19 protein-coding genes and 2 pseudogenes are annotated in these 19935 nt (G+C 57.1%); 2 read left to right on the forward strand and 19 right to left on the reverse strand.

Annotated elements, in window-relative coordinates; genetic code table 11:
• Positions 1-33: 33 nt before the first annotated feature.
• From N5A93_RS13805 to N5A93_RS13880, 16 genes are all read right to left on the reverse strand, one after another.
• On the reverse strand, positions 34-1353 hold the full coding sequence (locus tag N5A93_RS13805; RefSeq protein ID WP_268955689.1) for a TRAP transporter large permease: 1320 nt from the start codon (positions 1351-1353) through the stop codon (positions 34-36).
• The gene (locus N5A93_RS13810) at positions 1350-1928 is read right to left on the reverse strand and encodes a TRAP transporter small permease subunit (protein ID WP_268955690.1); all 579 of its coding nucleotides are present in this window, start codon (positions 1926-1928) and stop codon (positions 1350-1352) included. Before N5A93_RS13810 ends, N5A93_RS13805 begins: the two co-directional genes overlap by 4 nt.
• A gap of 205 nt (positions 1929-2133) precedes the next feature.
• Positions 2134-3237 (reverse strand): TRAP transporter substrate-binding protein, encoded by a 1104-nt coding sequence (locus N5A93_RS13815; RefSeq protein WP_268955691.1) that lies wholly within the window; start codon positions 3235-3237, stop codon positions 2134-2136.
• A gap of 342 nt (positions 3238-3579) precedes the next feature.
• Complete coding sequence (locus tag N5A93_RS13820; protein ID WP_268955692.1) at positions 3580-4746, reverse strand: MFS transporter; 1167 nt, start codon at positions 4744-4746, stop codon at positions 3580-3582.
• Between the two features lie 4 nt (positions 4747-4750).
• A complete protein-coding gene (locus N5A93_RS13825) occupies positions 4751-5098 on the reverse strand; it encodes a Rieske 2Fe-2S domain-containing protein (protein WP_268955693.1) in 348 nt (115 codons plus the stop codon).
• Positions 5073-6119 carry a 2Fe-2S iron-sulfur cluster binding domain-containing protein gene (locus N5A93_RS13830; RefSeq protein WP_268955694.1) on the reverse strand — a complete coding sequence of 349 codons (1047 nt, stop codon included), beginning with the start codon at positions 6117-6119 and terminating at the stop codon, positions 5073-5075. The genes N5A93_RS13825 and N5A93_RS13830 overlap by 26 nt, the downstream gene beginning before the upstream one ends.
• Complete coding sequence (locus N5A93_RS13835; RefSeq protein ID WP_268955695.1) at positions 6116-6484, reverse strand: Rieske (2Fe-2S) protein; 369 nt, start codon at positions 6482-6484, stop codon at positions 6116-6118. Before N5A93_RS13835 ends, N5A93_RS13830 begins: the two co-directional genes overlap by 4 nt.
• A gap of 5 nt (positions 6485-6489) precedes the next feature.
• A complete protein-coding gene (locus tag N5A93_RS13840) occupies positions 6490-7557 on the reverse strand; it encodes an amidohydrolase family protein (protein WP_268955696.1) in 1068 nt (355 codons plus the stop codon).
• 240 nt (positions 7558-7797) lie between these two features.
• Complete coding sequence (locus N5A93_RS13845) at positions 7798-8565, reverse strand: sulfite exporter TauE/SafE family protein (protein WP_268955697.1); 768 nt, start codon at positions 8563-8565, stop codon at positions 7798-7800.
• 12 nt (positions 8566-8577) lie between these two features.
• Positions 8578-10080 carry a methylaspartate mutase subunit E gene (locus N5A93_RS13850; protein ID WP_268955698.1) on the reverse strand — a complete coding sequence of 501 codons (1503 nt, stop codon included), beginning with the start codon at positions 10078-10080 and terminating at the stop codon, positions 8578-8580.
• Positions 10073-11491 carry a methylaspartate mutase accessory protein GlmL gene (glmL, locus tag N5A93_RS13855; protein WP_268955699.1) on the reverse strand — a complete coding sequence of 473 codons (1419 nt, stop codon included), beginning with the start codon at positions 11489-11491 and terminating at the stop codon, positions 10073-10075. Before glmL ends, N5A93_RS13850 begins: the two co-directional genes overlap by 8 nt.
• Before the next feature lie 3 nt (positions 11492-11494).
• Positions 11495-11941: a methylaspartate mutase subunit S gene (gene glmS, locus N5A93_RS13860; protein ID WP_268955700.1), complete on the reverse strand. Its 447-nt coding sequence runs from the start codon at positions 11939-11941 to the stop codon at positions 11495-11497.
• Positions 11942-11963: 22 nt separating this feature from the next.
• Complete coding sequence (locus N5A93_RS13865; protein ID WP_268955701.1) at positions 11964-13055, reverse strand: mandelate racemase/muconate lactonizing enzyme family protein; 1092 nt, start codon at positions 13053-13055, stop codon at positions 11964-11966.
• Positions 13052-14557 carry a tripartite tricarboxylate transporter permease gene (locus tag N5A93_RS13870; protein ID WP_268955702.1) on the reverse strand — a complete coding sequence of 502 codons (1506 nt, stop codon included), beginning with the start codon at positions 14555-14557 and terminating at the stop codon, positions 13052-13054. The genes N5A93_RS13865 and N5A93_RS13870 overlap by 4 nt, the downstream gene beginning before the upstream one ends.
• A gap of 3 nt (positions 14558-14560) precedes the next feature.
• On the reverse strand, positions 14561-15145 hold the full coding sequence (locus tag N5A93_RS13875; RefSeq protein WP_268955703.1) for a tripartite tricarboxylate transporter TctB family protein: 585 nt from the start codon (positions 15143-15145) through the stop codon (positions 14561-14563).
• Between the two features lie 76 nt (positions 15146-15221).
• Positions 15222-16337: a tripartite tricarboxylate transporter substrate binding protein gene (locus tag N5A93_RS13880; protein ID WP_268955704.1), complete on the reverse strand. Its 1116-nt coding sequence runs from the start codon at positions 16335-16337 to the stop codon at positions 15222-15224.
• Between the two features lie 331 nt (positions 16338-16668).
• Between N5A93_RS13880 and N5A93_RS13885 the strand changes: the two genes are divergently transcribed.
• Together N5A93_RS13885 and N5A93_RS13890 are read left to right on the forward strand one after the other, a co-directional pair.
• Positions 16669-17427, forward strand: coding sequence for an IclR family transcriptional regulator (locus tag N5A93_RS13885; protein WP_268955705.1), 759 nt, complete (start codon positions 16669-16671; stop codon positions 17425-17427).
• A gap of 118 nt (positions 17428-17545) precedes the next feature.
• Positions 17546-17827 (forward strand): annotated as a pseudogene (locus N5A93_RS13890) (IS6 family transposase); the annotation flags it as partial.
• A gap of 50 nt (positions 17828-17877) precedes the next feature.
• On the opposite strand, the pseudogene N5A93_RS13895 reads toward N5A93_RS13890, so the two are convergent.
• The 3 genes and pseudogenes from N5A93_RS13895 to N5A93_RS13905 all read right to left on the reverse strand — a co-directional run.
• Positions 17878-18342: pseudogene (locus tag N5A93_RS13895) on the reverse strand (transposase); the annotation flags it as partial.
• Positions 18343-18626: 284 nt separating this feature from the next.
• Complete coding sequence (locus tag N5A93_RS13900) at positions 18627-19067, reverse strand: CAP domain-containing protein (RefSeq protein ID WP_268955706.1); 441 nt, start codon at positions 19065-19067, stop codon at positions 18627-18629.
• A 29-nt stretch (positions 19068-19096) separates the two neighbouring features.
• Positions 19097-19882, reverse strand: a complete 786-nt coding sequence (locus N5A93_RS13905; RefSeq protein WP_268955707.1) for an inositol monophosphatase family protein — start codon at positions 19880-19882, stop codon at positions 19097-19099.
• Positions 19883-19935 lie beyond the last annotated feature (53 nt).

The raw sequence follows: 19935 nt of genomic DNA on the forward strand, positions 1-19935 counted from the left end.
GCCCGATCCTGTGACCGGACGCGGCGTCATGTTTCAACGTCCCGGGAGCACGCTCGGCAGCCATAGAGCAATTTGCGGGAAGCTTGCAACAAGCAGAAGACCCGCCAACTGCAACACCAGAAACTGAACCATGCCCATATAGATGTCTCTCAATTCCCATTGCGGCATGACGCTCTTGAGGAAGTAGGCAGACAAGGCAACTGGTGGAGACAACCATGCGGTTTGCAGACAGACGGCAACCAGCGTTCCGAACCACAGCATGTTGATGTCCATTGCCTGAATGACCGGAAACATTACTGGGATGAAGATTAGCACGATCGGAGCCCAGTCGAGGAACCAGCCGAGCAGGAACATCATGCCGAGCAGCAATAGCAACAGCATCGGGGTGGATAGTCCGAGCCCCAGAAGTCCATCGGTGATCAGGAAGGGTGTTCCGAGTATCGAAAACACCGCACCGAAGAAGTTGGCCGCAGCGATCAGGATCAGCACCATGCTGGAAGTTTTTAGCGTATGGAGCATTGCGATCCGCAGGTTGGCCCAACTCATGCGTCTGTACGCCATCGTGAGGATCAGCGCACCGAACGCCCCCATTGCTGCGGCCTCTGTCGGCGTCGCAAGGCCGACCAAGATACTTCCCAAGGTGGCGGAAATCACCACGGCCAAGGGTACAACACCAAGGGCGAACTCTTTCGCGATCTCACCTACGGAGCCTGCCCGTTCCTCGGGAGGCAACGGCGGCCCGAGGTGCGGTTGGAAATAGCACCTGACGAGGCAATAGATGGTGAAGAGGCTGGCCAGCAGGATACCGGGGATTACCGCAGCCGCGAACAGTTCCAGAATGGAAACACGTAGGATCGGGCCAAGGACGACCAACATGATGCTGGGCGGAATGAGAACGCCGAGTGTACCACCGGCGGCAATCGCGCCGGCCGACATCCGGATATCATAGCCGCTGCGGATCATCATATTGCCCGCCATCAGGCCAATCACCGTCACCGAGGCGCCCACGATGCCCGTTGCCATGGCGAAAATCGCGGCCGTGAGGATGACCGCCAGATAAAGCGAGCCCCGAACCGGCGCAAAGAGCATGCGGAACGCGGCGAACAGGCGCTCCATCAGCGCAGCACGCTCAAGGATAAGACCCATGAAAATGAACAGTGGGACTGCGGCGAGTGTCGAAAGTTCCATCGTTCTTTCGAACTGCACGACCATCATTTCGAAGACGCCCATGCCGATCCCGAGATACCCGGCAGCCACGGCCGCAAAGATCAGAGTGAAGGAAATCGGAAACCCGAACAGGATCAGGACGAACAAACCTGCAAGCAGGTAGAGACCTAGGACTTCGGGACTCATGCCCACCTCCCATACACCACTGCGTGAATACTCTTAAGCGTTTCGGAAATGCCCTGCAGAATCAGCAGAAAGGCGGACACCGGCAGAACCGCGCGAAACGGATAAAGCACGGGGGCCCATGGGCTGGTGATCGCACGTTCGTTGAGGCGCCAGGAAGTGTGGAAAGTTTCCCAACCGTACCAGAGGAAAATCGTAATCGCCGGCAGGAACAACAAGCCATATGCGATCGTGTCGATCACCCCCTGAAGTCTGGGCGAGAAATGGTTGTACAGAAAATCAGTCCTGATGTGACCGTTGTGGCGCAGCGTGTAAGCCGCGCCAAGCATGAACATCGAACCATAAAACATATAGCTTAGATCGTTTGCCCAGAAGGTGGGGCTACCAAAGAAGTACCGGGCGACCACCTCATAAACCATGGTCAATACCAAGGCTCCCAGAAGGTAGCTTACGAAGCGCCCTATATAATCTGTAAAGCCGTCAATGGCCTGAATGACACGGCTCACGGGCTGCCATCCGGGCGGTATCTGCTCTGGATCAGGTGGTATGCTGCTGTCGATATTCGATTCTGAGCTCATGTTCGCTCCTTAACGAGGTGTGGATGGTCAAAAGCTGTCAGTTATGATGAAGGCCGGATAGGAATATACGCGGGTTATGCGCCGCCACCGGAGCAGCCTGCCCCTGATTTTCATTGTGATTGTCATCACAACGGTTCGAGGGCCAAGGAAACCATGGGCCCTCGATACTCTTGTCATCCGCCATTGGGCGGGAGCGTTCAGCCTATCAGTCCTCGGACAGATCGCCGTAAATCTTGAGGATTTCGCCCCAGGACTCTTTGGTCTTGCCGGCGAATGCCTCTTGCGATTCGACAACGCGCTTGAAGAAAGGGTTGTCGCCCGAGTTTTTCTCCAGCACACGACCTGCAGCGGCCATCAATTCGGCATGAATATCCGGGGGGGTCGGGCGCACATTGATACCGTGTTCGGTTTTTAGTGTTCTGATAGCATCGGCATTGCGGGCGATGTCGGCAACAAAGGTATCAATGATAGTCGCGCGGGCTGCAGTTCTTACCATTTCTTGAAGGTCTGCCGGCAGGCTTTCCCAGAATTGCTGATTAACGATAATCTCACCGATGTCGATGAACTGATGAACCGACGCCAGATAGTAGTTGTCGAACACCTGATGGAAGCCGAAAGGCAAGTCTTCAACCGGGTTGATCCATTCGGCGGCATCAATCACACCACGCTCAGCCGCCGGAAGAACCTCAGGCCCAGGCAGGAATACGGTCGTCACACCAGCCTCTTGGAAAATCTGCCCGACAAGGCCGGGAGGCGAACGGTATTTGATCTGGCGAAACTGCTCCATGTTCTCAATCGGTTCATTGAACCACCCGAGCGGCTGCCAGCCGGACGGAGTTACAAAGAATGAAACGACATCGACGCCGATGACCTCTTGCAAGAGTTCTTCGTAGATTTCCTCGCCGCCGCCTTCGTACATCCACGCTAGATGGGATAATTCATCCAGACCCGACCGAGGCCAGACCGGCGAGTTGCTGAACAAAGCTGTTGCCGGGTGTTTCCCTGCCCAAAACTGCGGCCAGGCAAAGCCCGCTTCCAGAAGACCGGAATCAACCGATTCGAGAATGCGCGACGAGGGAACAACCGCCCCGGCGGCCAACACCCGAACACTCAAGCGTCCATTCGACATGCTCTCAACACGGTCGCCAAAGCGTTCGAGCATTTCAAATGACATCGCACCCGACGGCACTGCGGCCTGAATCCGCATTTGATAGGTATCTTCGGCTACGGCAGGTGACGCCGTAAACAGCCAAAGCCCCGAAAACAATGATGCGGCAAAGCCTTTCATCCATTCGTGTTTATATAGCATTCGCTTTTCTCCCTGTTTTAATTTTCACGGTTACAGAGTGAATAGCCAAACACTCGTCAGTCAAGATAAAATGGAATAAAGTATACCATTTTTTATGATTGTTTCATGAAATGCGTTTGAATTGAACAGCTTTCGAATTTTGGAAACTTTGACTGCACCCTCATAAGGGGCCCGCACTTCGATCAGGATTTGTCAATTCAGTCGTATTCTCGATATGTTAAACGGCGTCTACCGTAGGCGACCCAGACTGCGGCGGCGAGCTTTGGTTGCGTGAACGCATGCCGCTCCTGGTTGGGGAGGGGCCGTCGTCCTGGTTTGCGCCCTGTGTCTTGCGCCCATCTCTCAAGCCTTTGGGAATGTCCTGACTGACCTTGCTGCCGCAAGCGTGTAACACCCATAGGCAGATGAAATTGTCGCCAAGGCAAAGACCGGGGCATAGCCCAGGGCGGTCGACGCGAGAGCCGCGAAAACCGCAGGGGCCAAGGCCCCGCCCGCGAAAACTGCCAACATACCGGCCGCAGTTGCGGCGCTGACCGCTTCGGGCCGGGCCATGCGTGCCATCTCGGCCAGGAAAAGGCCATTCCAACTGAAGACTGCAGTCATGATGATTACTGTCGCCGCCACCGCCACGGACGTTGATGGCGAACCCACAAGCACCATGGCTGCAAGCGCCATTACCGCCCCGGTTATGGCCAGAACCACGCGCGCCGAGGCCCAATCCGCGACCACGCCCAGCCCGATCCTTGTCGCGACCGCGAGCGCCATCGAGGCGCTCAGCACGATGCCCGCCGATTGCAGCGTAAGGCCCTGAAACTTGGAAAGATAAGTAACGATGAGCGCCGACAATCCGAACTGCACCGAAGCGTAAGACCCCGCGACCAAGGCCATGGAGCGAACCTGAGGATCGGAACTCAAGAGGGCGATGACACGAGGTGGAGTGGCGCCCCCCCGCCCCGAAAGGATATCGAGACGTGACCGAATGGGGGCGCAGGCCAGCGCCACAACGAGGGCAAGCGCTGCCAATATGCCCGCAGCAAAGGTCCAGCCAGCAATCCCCGACAGCCAGGGCAATCCAAGCCCGGCGATCATTCCACCAAGCGGCACTGAAGTCTGCTTGATCGAAAAAACCAGGTTGCGGTTCTGGTCCGTCACGAGCCTTGAAAGCAATGCGCCGCTGGCTGTGTTTCCTTGGGCATATGCCGTCCCGAGAAAGGCCGCGGACAGGACCAGCCCGGCGATCCCGCCAAAAATGATTACCACCAATCCAAAGGCTGATAGTAGAAGCGTGCCCTGACTGACACGTATCGCCCCATAGCGGGACACCAGTTTCGGTGAACTGGACGTAAACACAAAGGCCGTGGCAAAGACCGCAGCCGTATGAAAGCCAAGAATTTCCGCCTGCACCTCGAGGCCGGGTGCGATAGCGGTGGCCAGCACCGGAATCGAAAGCGTGGTGGCGACGACGAGCGCCTGAGAGGCAACCAGAGACGCGAGGGCCGCGATTAGCATGCCGCTATAACGCGACCGAATGGGGCCGAATGAACACCTGCCCCGCATCCTCGCGCACGTCGTAGCTTGGCAAGGGCAGTTCGGCTGGCCCGAGCATTTCGCCAGATTCGACGTCCCACTGCCAAAAATGCACTGGGCAGGTCAGCACCGATCCGATGAGCGAGCCCTCGGCCAGTGGCGTGTCCTGATGAGGGCAATCGGCGCACACGGCGATAACCTTACCATTCACCCCCAGCAAGAGCACAAAATCTCCGTTCGGAAGCTCAACCTCCAGCTTGTCGCCATCTGAAATTTCGCTTCGGGCGCAGGCAGGCACCCAATCCTGCTCAACCAAATCTGTCATATCGAACATCCTCTGCGGCAACATTGAGTACGGTAAGCAGGTGTTGCAGTGTGGCATCAACCATCGCCGGTGGCCCGGCGACAAAATAGACTGGCTTTACGTCGCCGTGTTTCGCCTGTTCGACAATCGGAGCGGCGACATCGTGCGCGAGCCCTTCGGTGAAAATCAGGTTGGCATGGGCCTGCTGCAATAAGGCCGAGGCTGGTGCGTCGGAAAAAGCGACAGTCACCCGCAAGGCCCCATTCATCTGAGACACCGCGGCATCCAATCTGTCCAGCAGATAGGCGCTGTCCGGGTCGCGTAGCCCAAAAACGATATGAGATGTGCCGGCGTTGACTGGTCCCTCCGCTTCTGCACGAGCCAGAATGGCCAACATCCCGGCGATCCCTGACCCGCCCGCGATAGCGACGAAGGGCCGACCTTCGTCAGGGTCGAATATTGCCTGCCCCAAAGGCGCGATGAGTTCGACATCCAGTTCATCACTTGTATCGAAGACTATTGCGCTGGCCCCGCCCCCCGGCGCCCGGCGCAAGAGAAAATCGAAATGTGCCGCACCCGGCGTGTAGTCGATCATGGACCATGCCCGCGGGCCTGACAGGTCGGGCAACCCGACAAGGGCGAACTGCCCAGCCTCGTAGACAAGCGGGCGCTCAAGGGTGCAGCGGAAAAGGGCCACGTCATCGGTGAGAGTCTCTTCCAAAGTCAAGCGGCCCTTCACGCGTTCACATGCCGGGCGCAGCGGCGGCGAAAAGGCCGAGCGAAGCGATAGGGAAACATCATTTACAGCTGCCGACTGGCAAAGCAGCACTTCGCCAGGCCGACGACAGGACCGCCGACCCGGGGCTTCCGGCCAGAGGTCGGCAATCTCACCTGTTTCAAGCTTTGCCTTGCACATGCCACAGGTTCCAGTGCCGCATTCATGCGGAAGCCCAACCCCGGCCAGCAACCCGGCATGCAAGATGCGCATTTTGTCAGAGGCATCGAAGCGTTGGCTTTCGCCTGTTCGGTCTGTGACGACAATCTTGTTCATGACGACACATAGACCCGACCATCGCGTTCCTTGGCCTCATAGAGTCTTAGTTTCATTGCCTGCCCTTTGGGCGCAGGAACAGCAGGATCGCCGGTGCGCAGATCAAATTCGAACCCGTGCCAAGGGCAACGCAGCACCTCGTTTTCGCGGGTCATTTCGATCTTGCCGTATTCCGGCCCCTGCGCCATGCCGGTGATGCACCCGAATTGGAGGTTTGCGCCCATATGCGGGCAGCGGCCAGAGACCGCGCGCAAAGTGCCGCAGGACAGACGCGTCAAAATGATCGTGGAGCGACCCAGGCGCACCGGCGTCATCTCGCCTGTGCGGATGTCGGCGGAAGCGGCGATTTCGTGTTCTTTCGCCATGTCAATTACTCTGCTGCGGTTGCGCGGTTGTGTTGATCGGGAATATCGAAGCCATAGAGGTCGGCTGCGTTTTTCCACAGGATTTTCTGACGAAGACCGTCCGGCAGGCTGCGCGGGATCGCGGCGTCAGGATCGTCAAAATCGAAGTGCGGATAATCCGTTGCAAAAACCAACAGATCCTCGGTTCCGATCAGATCAATGACCTTAAGTAATTGATCGGTTGTCATGTCCTCGGTCGGCTGGGTGGCCAGTTTCAGGCGCTCATGGGCATGTTGGCTGGGCAGTTTCTTGATCCATGGCACCTCAACGCGGCCCTGCCGGTATTCACGGTCCATCCGCCAAAGGGTGTGCGGCAGCCAAGAAAAGCCACCCTCGAGAATGATGAAGCGCAATTTTTCGAACTCGTCGAAGACGCCGTTCAGGATAAGGCTTATCACCTGCCCTTGGATTGCCAAGGGGATAAGGGAATGACGTTCGATGTAGTGCAGCCCCATACCGTAGGGCCCCTGCGCGAAAACGGTGTGATGAAAGGCGACCACGAGATCGTTGCGTTCGGCCGCCGCGAAGATGGGCCTATAGTATGGGTGCCCATACGCAATGTCGTCCACGATGGGTAACATGACCTGCACCATTTGCGGATGTGCCGCCATGCGGTCAATCTCGCGCGCGGCGGCCTCGGGGGCACGGGCATTGACTTGAATCGAGCCGGCAAAGCGCGGATCGGAAGACAGCCATTTTTCGGCAACCATGTCGTTATAGGCCGAGGCCATCGCCGAGGCGAAGTCATACTGCATCTTCAGCCCGGTCGGATAGAAATAGCCTGTCAGCACCGCTTTTGTGACGTTGTATTCATCCAGCAAGTCACGTTTGAGCATCGCAGGGTCCGAGACAGAGGCCGAGCCGTCTTCATTCTGAACATCTGCACGGTTGCCATTGCCCGGAGATGTATAGGCAAAAGGCTGTGAAAAACCACGCCACGCACCTTGTGCCAGCCAATCTTTGTAAGGCGCTTTGATATAGGGCACCAGATCTTTGATCCCGGCGAAACCTTCGTGCACGTCTGTATCTATCAAGGGCATTGCAAACTTCTCTTAGTTACCGTTGCCCTTACGATAAATTAATAAAACGGAACTTTCTATACCATTTTTTATCATTTTTTGTAGCTTCGAATACAATTTTCTGACGAAAGCGACGCACGGCAGGGTTTGAGACCGCCTTGATCCGGATGAGCCTCCGCATTTTCGAAGCCGTCCGGGGCGGTCAGATACTTGGCTTGCGCGAACGGCGGCGTGCGTCAGCACCGTCAATCTCGGTCAGACAAGAGATCTGAAAACATAAGTCAGCCCCAGCAACAGCAAGCTGACCATGATGACCCGCCGGAAAGCGGCGTCGCCCAGACGCAATGCCATCCAGCGCCCCAGCCTTAGACCGACTTGCACTGGTAGCATGGCCAACAGGGATGGTAAGAAAAACTCGGGCGTCAGAATGTCGACACGCACGAAGGTGATCAGCAGGACGCAGGAACCGAACAGCCACAACACTCCAACGGTTCCAAGGTACCGTTCCTTGGGGGTATTGATCGCCATCAGATACAGGACCAAAGGGGGCCCCAATATCGTGGTCAAAGCTCCTGCGGCGCCGGACACCAAGCCAGCCAATCCACCAAAGAGGGGGGCACGCGATGGCGACACGACCATTCGTACTCCGGCCAGTTCTATTGCTGCTGCGGTAATGATCCCGACCCCAAGAATTGCTGAAAGCAGGTTTGCCTCCAGAATGCCGACCAGCGCCCCTCCGACAGCCGTTCCAGCCAAAACGCCCAAGAAAACAGGTATGTGAGGATGAATGTCTTTACGAATGTCGCTGAAACGAACGAAAATCATGAAATTCGTCAGAAATACGGGCAACGGTATAAGCGCTAATGCCTGCGAATGGGGCAAGACAAGACCCAACCCTGCTACCGCAACGATCGGCATGGCAAAGCCGATTGCACCTTTGACAATGCCTGCGGCAAGAAAGGCGAAACCGAAAACGATCCACCCGACGGCATCCCAATCCGGAAGAGACACAAGCTCTGTCATGTCAAATAAAGATCAGCTTGCAAGGGGATATGGCATCAACTTGGCCATTTCTTCAGACAGTTCATAGACGCTGTCGATGGCTAGATCCGGGCCGAAAGTTATGCCCTTGTTATCGGCGCGCTGTTGCAATTGATCGCGGTGATAACGCAGCGTATCTTTTGGAAACGGCATTTTCCCTGGATCAAGAATCCGAAGGTAGCCCTTGTCGTCGCGTGCGGGCATAATGAGAGACTGGCAACCGCGGTTCGGCGACCAAGGGACATCCATCACCCCGGCTTCAAACGCAGCAGTCGCGCCCTTGGCAACGTCCCCGTTCCCCATTTCAAGAACTTTATCGAGAATGGTGCGGACCTCTAATTCGATCATCTCCTTTTCAAGCTGGTATTCTGGATGACCCTCGAAGGTGAAATCGCGGGCAAGGTAAATTCCCATTCGGGACATCACCAGCCCTTCGGCGTTGTACTCGGGTGTTGGAATGCCCAGTGCTTCGGAGGTCGATTTGGTGGTTACGTTATGCGCGCCGCCCACTTTTGCAATAAAGCCCCCGTATACCACCATCGCAGACGCCTGAGCGCGGTTTGCGGGCCAAGCGCCCATCCAGTGGAGCGAGCTTACCGGCGTGAACACATCTTTGTGCCCCGCGCGATGCAGATATTCCTGCACCAAATCTTTACATGCGGCGATTGAGGCCGCGTCCTGAATCGGGTGCATGACCTGCGTCAATTCCAGCCCGTAATGCTTCACGCCCTGCTCCGCGGCCAGCAAGGCATCCAGGACCGCAACCATAATGCCGATGGATGGCGTGACGTTGGTACCGGTCAGAAAGCTTGGTTGACGCCGGTGGAGTTCCACGCCTTTTTCCAGATATAGCGCAGCCAACCGATCAAGATACTGATAATTGCGGATGCCATCTGCTATTGAAAACTCTTTAGTGTATGACGTCGTATAGGCAATTCCAGATCCCAGATACCCGGTCATTCCGCCCGCATATGCGATCTCTCCGGTCATTCGCGGCATCGCGGTGCCGGTCAGTGCAATAATTGGTCTGTTTACCTGATCCACAATCTCACGGATACGGTCAATGCCGTGATTGACCAGCGGAAAGCCATTCAGAAGCGAGCGTCCCTTAGCCTCGGAGGCGGTCAAGCCATCGGCGGCCTGACCAAAGCGTTCGTTGCGTGTGTAGCTGTCCGTGGTCGTGGGCAAGATATCGGCAAGGCCGTCGACCTCGAGTTTCTGAAGAAGGTCTTTGTGCATGTCAAGAGTGGCGAATCCCCCGCGCGGTTGGGTCAAACAAGCCCCCGTGGCAACCGCGTGTCGCGAGACATGGGCATGGTGTTTTTCGGGAACCATCGCTTTGTGGTAGGCGGCCGCCTCGTCGAGGTCGACATCCCCGCCGCAGGACCAACGTGCAAGATTCTCATCGCGCATCTTGAGAAACTCATCTCTTGGAATTTTGTCTTGGGACAGAGGTCTAATTTGGCTGTCTTGGTCTGTGATGGTTGCGTTACCCATTGCTCTGGTCCTTTGAGAGAGATTTTAAACTTTGGCGCCCTAGCGCGAGCGCGACTTCAGGCTCTCTCGCTGCCAGAAGGCCTACAGCGTAGAGAGCATAGTCTGCGTCCAAAAAGAATTCAGCCGACTTTGGACAAAGCGATTGCGGGCGAACGGCACTCCACAATGCGCCCTCCAACGCGGCGCGGCTACCGGTGCCATGTACAAGCACCCCGCCGGTTCCAATGATGGTGCCAATCTGCGTCAGATCTTTGCCACGCTGAACCGTCGCCGGCCCATGGACGGTCTGGACTACGCTGTGTGTTCCGGCGTGCCGCTCGACCGCCACCTCAACCGCGGCCCTTGACAGAGCTTCATCAAATGCGCGCGCCTCGGCGCTATCGGGTAGCCAATCGACCTCATCACGGCAACGGGCCAAGAGCCGATCAACATCGTCTGGATCCATTGCCGCTTGCGCTGCGAATTTTTCAGTGCCACCAAAAGCGGCCACGACGTCGGATGCTGTGTGCCGCATGCCCAAATCGCCCTCGACGGTGCGCTTTGCATAGGGCTCTTCCAACCCCACGAAATGTGCCGAGGATTGCGGCGGCAAGCCATCGCAGATGCTATGTACATCGGTTGTGGCGCCACCGATGTCCAACAGCATCAATGGTCCGATACCCGGCGTGCCATCCGTGCCATCAGCCAGAAGCCGTGTGGCATCCAGCACCGCCGCAGGTGTCGGCATCAACACTTCATCAAATCTGCTGGCGGCGAGGTCGATCCCTTTCGCCCGCACGATGTGGTTTATGAAAATTTCGCGTATGACCTCACGCGCCGGTTCGATGTTGAGCTTGAGATATTCAGGCATCACGTTCTCGGTAATGACCGCGTTCTTACCCGAGCTGCGCAAGCTCTGGCGCGCAGCATCACTGGCACTTCGGTTGCCGGCCAAAACGATCGGACAATCCAGCGTCGAGGCCGCAAGGCGGGATGCGTTCTCAAGATATATGGCCTTGTTGCCGCCATCCGTGCCGCCGCACAACAGGATCATGTCGGGGCGCTGTGCCTCGATTTGGGAAATATCCATATCGGTCAACTCGTAGGAGTAATTCCCGATAAGCTTTGCCCCCGCGCCCAAGGCGGCATGCCGTGCTGCTTGTGCGGTAAGCTTGGGCACCAGTCCGATGGTCACCATTCCCAATCCACCGGCAGCACTGGAAGAGGCCAAGGTATGGACAAAATCAGGTAAATTTCCTGTTTGGCGTTCAAGGTCCGCAAGTGCCTTGTCTAGGCCTATGTTGATATCGGTGGTCACGGTTGAAGGGCCTTGCCCCGAGCCGATGATCGAGGCTCGGTCCAAGTCGACTGCCCGCAGCTTGGTATAGGTACTCCCGAAGTCGATCAAAAGCGCCGCTCGAACCACTGCCATGCCTCACGCACCCTGTTTCGCATCTGCGCGGCGCGCCGCGATGTCCTGTTCCAGCACGTTGGTCACGTCGGAAGGGCGCGTTCCGGGCGGGAAAGCGCGATCAAACCCCATATCGCGAAACCGGATACGGACTTCCTCCCAAGGCTGGTCACCCACGACCAAATATCCCCCAATATAAAGCAGGATATCTGACAGCCCCGCCTCGGTACACAAGTCGCGGAAACCGTCACAATCCAATTCGCCTTGACCGTATAGTGAAGACACGAGAATCGCGTCTGCGTTGGTCTCTATCGCGGCCTCGACAAATTCTGCCGCAGGAGTCAACGCGCCAAGCGAGACCACTCTGAACCCTTCTTGTTCCAGAGCGCGGCTTAGAATGCGGTTGCCAACGATATGCGTATCGGAACCGATAACGCCTGTGACGAGCACGCCTTTGTTCACTTCTGACATTTTACAGTTCCTTCCTGAATTGTCAGCCTGGTATGGGTGGGCCTAGCCGAATCCGGTCGAAAGTGACCCGTTGCAATGCGGCTACATCGGGCGCGAGCGAGAGATGAGGGTCCACCACGATGGACCCGGCCTCGACCCGCAGAGCAGAGGAAAACACCTTTTCCGAAGTTTTGAGAAAACCGTTCATCTCTCCGGCGGTCCGGACCAGACGCGCACCGATGCACGCCTCCATCCAGCATCCCGGCTCGGCTGCGACACCGTTCCCAAGCACTGCGGTCATGCCGAGACTTTCGATCAACTGCAGCGCCTCTGCGAGACGGTCCAGCGAGCCGAATTTCATCAGTTTGAGCTTTATGAAATCGGCGCATCCAAGGCGTCCGGCGCGTTCAATGTCGGCCTCATCGTATATGGACTCATCCAGCATCAAAGGCACCTTGGCCGCGGGTGCGAGAGCTTCTGCGGCGCTCCAATCATTCGCCGGACAAGGCTGCTCCATAAGTTCGATATCCTGGCACCGCATTTCCCTGAGAAAAGTTCGGGCCTCATCGAGGCTGTAGCCTTGGTTGGCATCGACGCGAATCCACGCGCGGCCCGCGACGACATCCTGCAACGCGTCCAACGCGGCAAGATCACCGTTCAAATCGAACCCGACCTTGAACTTCAGGGTTTGGTAGCCTTTGGCGAGCAGAGCATCCACCTCCGGCCCGAGTGTCTCGCTCGTGCGCCCCTTTAGCGTGGCGAGAAGCGGCATCGATAGCGGTTCGTCGCTTTTCAGCCAATGACTGCCCCCGGCCATTTCCAGCGCAGTGAGAAACGCGGTTGCGGTGAATGGTTTGCTTTTGCTGGCTCCCTGCGCGATGGTATGGGCCGCGGCAACCGTCTGACCATGCATTTGTGGGGCCAAACTTTGTGCGGTGTCCCATGCGCTTTCGGGCGTCTCGTCGGTGTAGCCTTTCAGTACCGTGGCTTCGCCCCAACCCTCGGCCCCATTGTCCAGAACAACCCTTACCAGAATCGTGTCGAAGTGCAGAACCGGGCCAAAAGAAAGTTCATAGGGAACCTTCAACGGAATCTGGGTCAGAAAAACTTCAGTCTGGTCTAATCTCAGTATCATTTTGACTGTCTTTCGGCGAAATCTGGTTTAGGCGGAGACACCTCTCGCAGGATATTCAGGGCCAATGTGATAGAGGCCGCGATCAGCAGAAGCGCCACGATGGGCCGCTGCATCAATGCGATGAGGTCGTAATTGACGATCTGCATCGTCTTTACGAAGACAGATTCTCCGAGCCCCCCCAAGATGACACCCAGAACGATGCCGGCCACAGAGTACCCCGTGCGACGCAGCAGGAAACCGGCGCCCCCCGCAATCAACATGACCCAGACATCCAGAACGGAGTTCCGGCCTGCATAGGCCCCTACTATTGCAATTAGCAGGATGGCCGGCGCCAAGCGGCGGAACGGTATCCTTAAAAGATGCACGACAGTCTTTGTCTGAATCCAGCCAAGCGCGAGAATACAGACATTGGCAAAGAACATGGCCGCAAAAACGATCCAGATCAGATCCGAAGAGGTGATGAATACGAGCGGTCCAACTTCCATGCCATGGATCTCAAATACCCCCATCATCATCGCTGTGAGGGCCCCACCGGGTAGCCCCAATGCGAGCAGCGGGATCATCGCCGCGCCGGTTGCGGAGTTATTGGCGGTCTCCGAGGCTACGACGCCGCTGATTTCGCCCTTGCCGAACTTGGACTTGTCTTTTGACCAGCGGATCGCCTCGCCGTAGCTCAGGAACGCGGCCAAGGTGGCGCCGATGCCGGGCAAGACACCTGCAAAGAAACCGATGAGCACGGACCGGATGACCGTGAAACGCATGCGCCAGAACTCCCAAATGGAGGGAAACTTAACTTCGGCGCTGATCTTGGCGCGTGTCCCGCTGACGATCTGGCCCGCCTGCACGAAAATTTCCGAGATCGCAAAGAAGCCAAGGATCAAGGGAACAAAACCGATCCCGGCCAGCAGGTAATAAGATCCGAATGCGAACCGTGCCTCAGCGCTTTCCGGATCGGTGCCGACGGTAGCGATCAGCATGCCCAGAAAGACTGAAAGCGTGCCCTTCCACAGGGTTTCGGCGCCGACAGAGGCGGCGACACAAAGACCGAAAGCAATTAACGCGAAAACCTCTGGAGGGCCAAACGCTGAAACGGCAATGCCGGCAATCAAAGGCGTCGCCGACATCATGAGCACAGCGGAAACAACGCCCCCCAAGGCCGAGCAGATAACTGCGGCACCGATAGCGCGGCTTGCCTCGCCCTTCAGGGTCATTGGATATCCGTCGAATGTGGTCGGTGCGTTTTCCGGCGATCCGGGGATATTGAAGAGAATGGCCGTAATCGCCCCACCGAAAACACCGGAACAGTAGATCACCGAATAAAGCATGATTGCATGCTCGGCCGTCATTCCAGCCGTGAAAGGCAGGATGACCGCACCCAATGTCAGCATGTTGATGCCTGGAATACTGCCGAAGAGCATCCCTCCCAGCAAACCACCAATGAAAATCAAAAGACCTGTCGGGTCCGTGAAAAGTGCGGTCGCGCCACCGATAAAATTCTCCATGAATTACAGCCTCAACGCCTGCACCAACCACGAATTCAATTCGTAGAAACCGGGCATGTTTCCGATCGGCAGCGGAACGTAGAATAGGCTGGTGAAAAAGAGAATTACCCCGACGCTGATGCCGGCACCGATCAAGAACAGGGGCAGCGCGCGGCGCTCCCCCAAGGCGAAGAGCAACGCCCAGACCAAGAGCGGCGTAGCGACGAAAAAACCAATATGGTTGAGCGAAAAAACAAACACCAGAGGCACGAGGAAGATCGAAAGGGTCTTCATGCGACCTCGCGTGTGGGATGCATTGGTCGCTTCATTTACCTCATGGGCAGCGTCATGCACGGCATGATGGCTTTCGTGCGCGTTCAGGTCCGTCGTATTTTGGGTGATATGTGTCTCATGCCAAGTGCGCACCAAGAACTGTATGATCGCCGCAAGGAAAATCATCACGCAAACAAAGCGTGGCCAACCGGCGGCCCCGAACCTGTAATTCGAACTTTCTTGTGTCATGTCGAACGTCAGGACGAAACCGCCAGTCGCCAACACTATCCAGACCATCGTTTCAACGGTCAGTTTGTTATTCTGTAAATATCCCATTCGTCTTCCCAATTGCGCACCATGTATTGAGCGTACGTGTCCACGGAAGTTCGCAGGCGCGGACACGCACTGATGCTCAATTCAGTTTCTGAAAAACCGTTTTGTAGGTCGTGATCGATTCATCAATCAGCGTTTCGGCGTCAGATGGCGACCGATAACTTTCGACCACATCCATGAATTTCTTTTTATTGAATTCTTGGAATGCCTCGGTTTCAAACCCTTGGCGAACCGCCTCGGCGAGCCATGAAAAACGCTCTTCTGGCGCATCTCGGTGAGTGAAAAAGCCCCGATAGCGCATCAAAGGGACGAAGTCGGCGCCCAAATCGGCCAAGCTGGGAACGTCCGAGAATGCCGCCGGTCGGTCCTGCAGAAGCGTCAACACAGGTTTCATCTGTCCGCCGTCAAGGAAGGGGCGGATATCACCAGGTTGTTCCAGCAGGACATCAACATGCCCGCCTACGAGGGAAGCATACCGTTCGCTGGGCTTGTCAAATCCTACCACCCTGAAATCGATACCGGCACTCTCTTCCAACAGCTGTAGGTTTACGCCTTCCATCGTGGTCGAGGCGCCTACGTTGGCCAAGGTGACTTCACCGGGGTTTTCCTGAGCGTAATCGACAAGTTCTTGCCAGTTTGAAAAACGCGTTTCATCTGAGCGCACATAAAGCTGGCTGAATGTCAGCTGCGCGATTCCCAGCGGTTGCCAATCCTTGCCGGGATTCAAATTGAGATCACCAGCAGCATGGGATGCAACCGCCATGTCAAGATGCATGAAGACCGTGTATCCATCACTAGGGGCCGACATGAAATCGGGAACGGCGGAAAGGCCGCCGCCACCAGGCTTGTTCACAACCATGACTGAGGCGTCACTGACACTTTCGATAGCCGCGGCCATGGCACGCGCCACTTGGTCAGAGCCGCCACCCGCGCCGAAAGGTACGATCATTGTTATCGGCCGCTCGGGAAACCCGTCTGATGTTTTCGGCATCTCGGCTGCTGCCGTGGTGGCAAACAAAGCGGTTGCCGATAAAGCAACCAGTTTTGTTTTAAGTGAGATCATTGTTTTTTCCTCCCTTTCATTTTCGCCCGCGACGTTCGGTTGTTCGATGCCCCCGCCTAAAGGATATCCAAAGGCGGGCACCGCGATTCGATGCAGTGCGGATACCGAATGGTGCCCAAGATCAAACATCATTTCAATAAAAATGAATGAAACATTCCGTTTTTTAATTCATACCGTAAGTACAACTTTCCGGCTGCGACGCACAGTTTTCGCCATGCCGGAACGGCGTACAAAACAATTCTGGAGCTTGCCGTTTGGCAGCAGCGTTGGCCGTTCAACGCCTTGTCCGAGAAGATGAAGCAATGCATCCGAACCTACACCGAGGTCGAAACTCTCCAACCAGATTCTGTCATCAGAAGAGGAAGTCGAGGCTCCGGAAATTAAAATTGCAATGGTACCACTCCCACTTTATTGTTCCCGTCTGGGAGCGATGTGGGCGACTTTTGCAGATGATAGTGAGAATATGACGGACCGTAAGTCTTCCAGTGCCATAAGAAAGGCATTCGCTATTATTGAGCATTTGATCGAGGCGGATGATCCGCTGGCGCTGAATGATTTTTCTGCTCGACTTGGACTACCTAAATCGTCAATTCACCGAATGTTAACGCAGCTAGAGAACGCTGGCATAGTCACGAGGACGGCAGGCGGGAAGACTTACTTGGTTGGTGAAAGATTTGTGCGGATCTCGCTGGACACTATGCGTCAATCGATTCAATCCGGGTCTGCGCGAGATGTTATGCGGCGTCTGGTGGACGACTTGGGCGAGACTTGTAATTTGGGCGTAATCGACGGAAACCGTGTTCTTTATATTGAACGCATTGAATGCGATAAGCCTTTGAGGCTGTTTCTACGCTCGGGCTCTCGTGTGCCACTTCACGCCACTGCAGTTGGTAAACTGCTGCTCGCCTTCATTCCTGAGGCGAAACGTGAAATGCTGGTTGATCTCGATACCGTGGAGCAGTTGACCCCGAGCACGCTGAAGGGTGACGAGTTACGTAAAAAGCTTGAACAGATCAGAGAGGACAGAGTGTCGGTCAACTTCGAGGAATCGATGTTGGGGTTGGCCGGTGTTGCGGTGCCGATCTGCAATCCTCAGGGCGACGTCATCGCAGGTCTAGCGGTTCACGCACCCCTGTCGCGCTTTGGAGACACGGAGATAAACCTTGCGAAAGTCAGGCTGACCGAAGCGGCGCATGAAATCGAACAGCTTCTCTTTTTCTAAGTGTTTAGCCCCAGTGTGGGCAGTGTCAGAGCAACCTAAGTTGAGATAGGTTTCCGCTGCCGGTCATGTCAGAACAACTTGCCTTGTGGCGGACTGTGCCGCGCCCTACCCTGCCCTCATGGTAAAACGCGATCCATTCAAATACTACAAAACCAGCCGGAAAATCATCCGCCTAGCTGTTATGCTGTATGTCCGGTTTCCGCTTTCACTGCATGTCCGGTTTCCGCTTTCACTGCGGAACGTCGAGAACCTGCTTCACGATCGAGGCATTGATATCAGCCACGAAGCCGTGCGGTATTGGTGGCACCTGTGCGGCCCCCTCTTCGCGGCGGAGATCAAGAAGCGCCGCGTGTCCGGAATGAAATCCAGGCGATGGCGCTGGCATCTCGACGAGATGTGGGAGTGTCATGAACTCTGTGTATCTGGCCCGGTCCATTCGGTTTCAGATACTCAAGCGTCGAAGCGCTCGCCGAACATTATGGCGAACTGGTTGCGGGCTGCAAACCATTCCCGAACATTTCTGCCATCCTTTTCGAACTTGCGGATTGCGAGATAGATCAGCTTGGTTGCAGCCTCATCGGTCGGGAAGGAACCGCGCGTCTTGATCGATTTGCGGATCACCCGGTTCAGACTTTCTATGGCATTCGTCCTGTAGATGATCTTGCGGATCGCCGGATCGAATCCAAAGAATGGGATCACATCCTGCCATGCCCTGCGCCAGGCCGGGGCGATGGAGGCATATTTCCCGGCCCATTTCTCCTCGAAAGCATCCAACTCGGCCTCGGCCATCTCGGCGCTCGGGGCGCTGTAAATCCGGCGCAAGTCGGCCGCCACGATCTTGCGGTCCTTCCAGGAACAAAAATTTAGTGAATGGCGCACCAGATGCACGATGCAGGTCTGAACCATGGCCTTCGGCGCCAGAGTGATACGGAAATCCCGAGCCATGTCACCGTCGGTACATGAACTGTGCTCCACCTGTGCCACATAAAGCAAAAACCGCTCAGGACTGTTAATTTTAAAGGATTTTTCAATCGGACATTCATCATGATGGGCGACGACCGCGCCATCCGCGCCGTCCTCGTCGCCGGCGAACACCTGAACACCGCCCTGGCGGCCTGAGCGCCCGCGGCTTTCACTGTTCACGAAATACTCCGGGGGAGTCGCCGCTCGCGGCGACGGGGGCAGCGCCCCCAACCCCCTCAGCAGCCCGCGCGCCCCAGAACCATCACCCACAGGTTCCCCGGCCCGCGCACCAGCGCGAACTCCCGCGCCTCGCGCGACAGCATGTTGCGCCGGTGTCCCTTCGATCCCATCCAGCCCTTCAGCACCGCCTCAAGACTGCCCTGCCCCCTGGCCAGGTTCTCGGCAACAAAGCAGTAGTTGTATCCGGCCCGGCGCACCCGCGTGCCGACCTGGCCGCCATCCGATCCCTGATGGCTGAAGGCGCCGCTCGCCGCCAGGTCCCGCGCATGCGCCTCCGCGGCCATTTTCAGCTGCGCCGAAGGCGTCACCGCACCGGCCCCCGCCTCGGCCCGCGCGCCATTGATCCAGCCTTGCGCGGCCATGCTCAGATCAGCCATCTGCGCATGGGCCGCCCCGGTCATCATCATGCAGGTCAGCGCGATCAGCAGATATCGCATGGCGTCCCCTTTCCCTACCCAAACACCGCTCACGTATCCGCCAGCAACGCCATCGCCGCCTCGTGCTGTGCGCGCCCCGCGGCGGCCAGCACCCGGCCCCCCTCATGCGCCGGACCGCCGCGCCAGTCGGTCACGATCCCGCCCGCCGCCTCGATCACCGCGATCGGTGCCTGGATGTCATATGAATTGAGACCCGCCTCGACCACCAGGTCGATCTGCCCCGCCGCCAACAGCGCATAGGCATAGCAATCCATCCCGTAGCGCACCAGCCGCACCGCATCCGCGACCCGGCGGAACGCCGCACCCTCGCCATCCGATCCCACCTCGGGAAAGGTCGTGAACAGGATCGACTCCGACAAGGGCCGCTCGCCGCGCACCTTGAGCGCGCGCGCGCCCTGCGGCCCTGCCATGCGCGCATGGCCGAATCCGCCCTCGAAACGCTCGCCGATATAGGGTTGGTCGATCAGCCCGTAAAGCGGGCCGTTGGCATCGCTGAGCGCGATCAGCACGCCCCAGGTGGGCGTGCCCGACAGGAACCCGCGCGTGCCATCCACCGGATCCACCACCCATGTGAGACCGCTTTGCCCCGCCCGCATGCCGAATTCCTCGCCGATGAATGCATCCTGCGGGCGCTCGGCCTCGAGGATGTCGAGGATCGCGCGCTCCCCGGCGCGATCGGCTGCGGTCACCGGGTCGAAACCCGCCGCGGCCTTGTTCTCGGCCATCAGCGATCCCGAGCGGAAATACGGCAGGACCGCGGCCCGCGCGGCATCCGCCATCGCGTGGGCCGTGGCTATGATATTGTCATGATCCATCTTCCGGGCCGCCTTCCCATGCCGCATACAGCGCCATGGGTAGACCGCCCGGC

This window comes from Roseovarius salincola, from assembly GCF_026891095.1.
Classification (GTDB): domain Bacteria; phylum Pseudomonadota; class Alphaproteobacteria; order Rhodobacterales; family Rhodobacteraceae; genus Roseovarius; species Roseovarius salincola.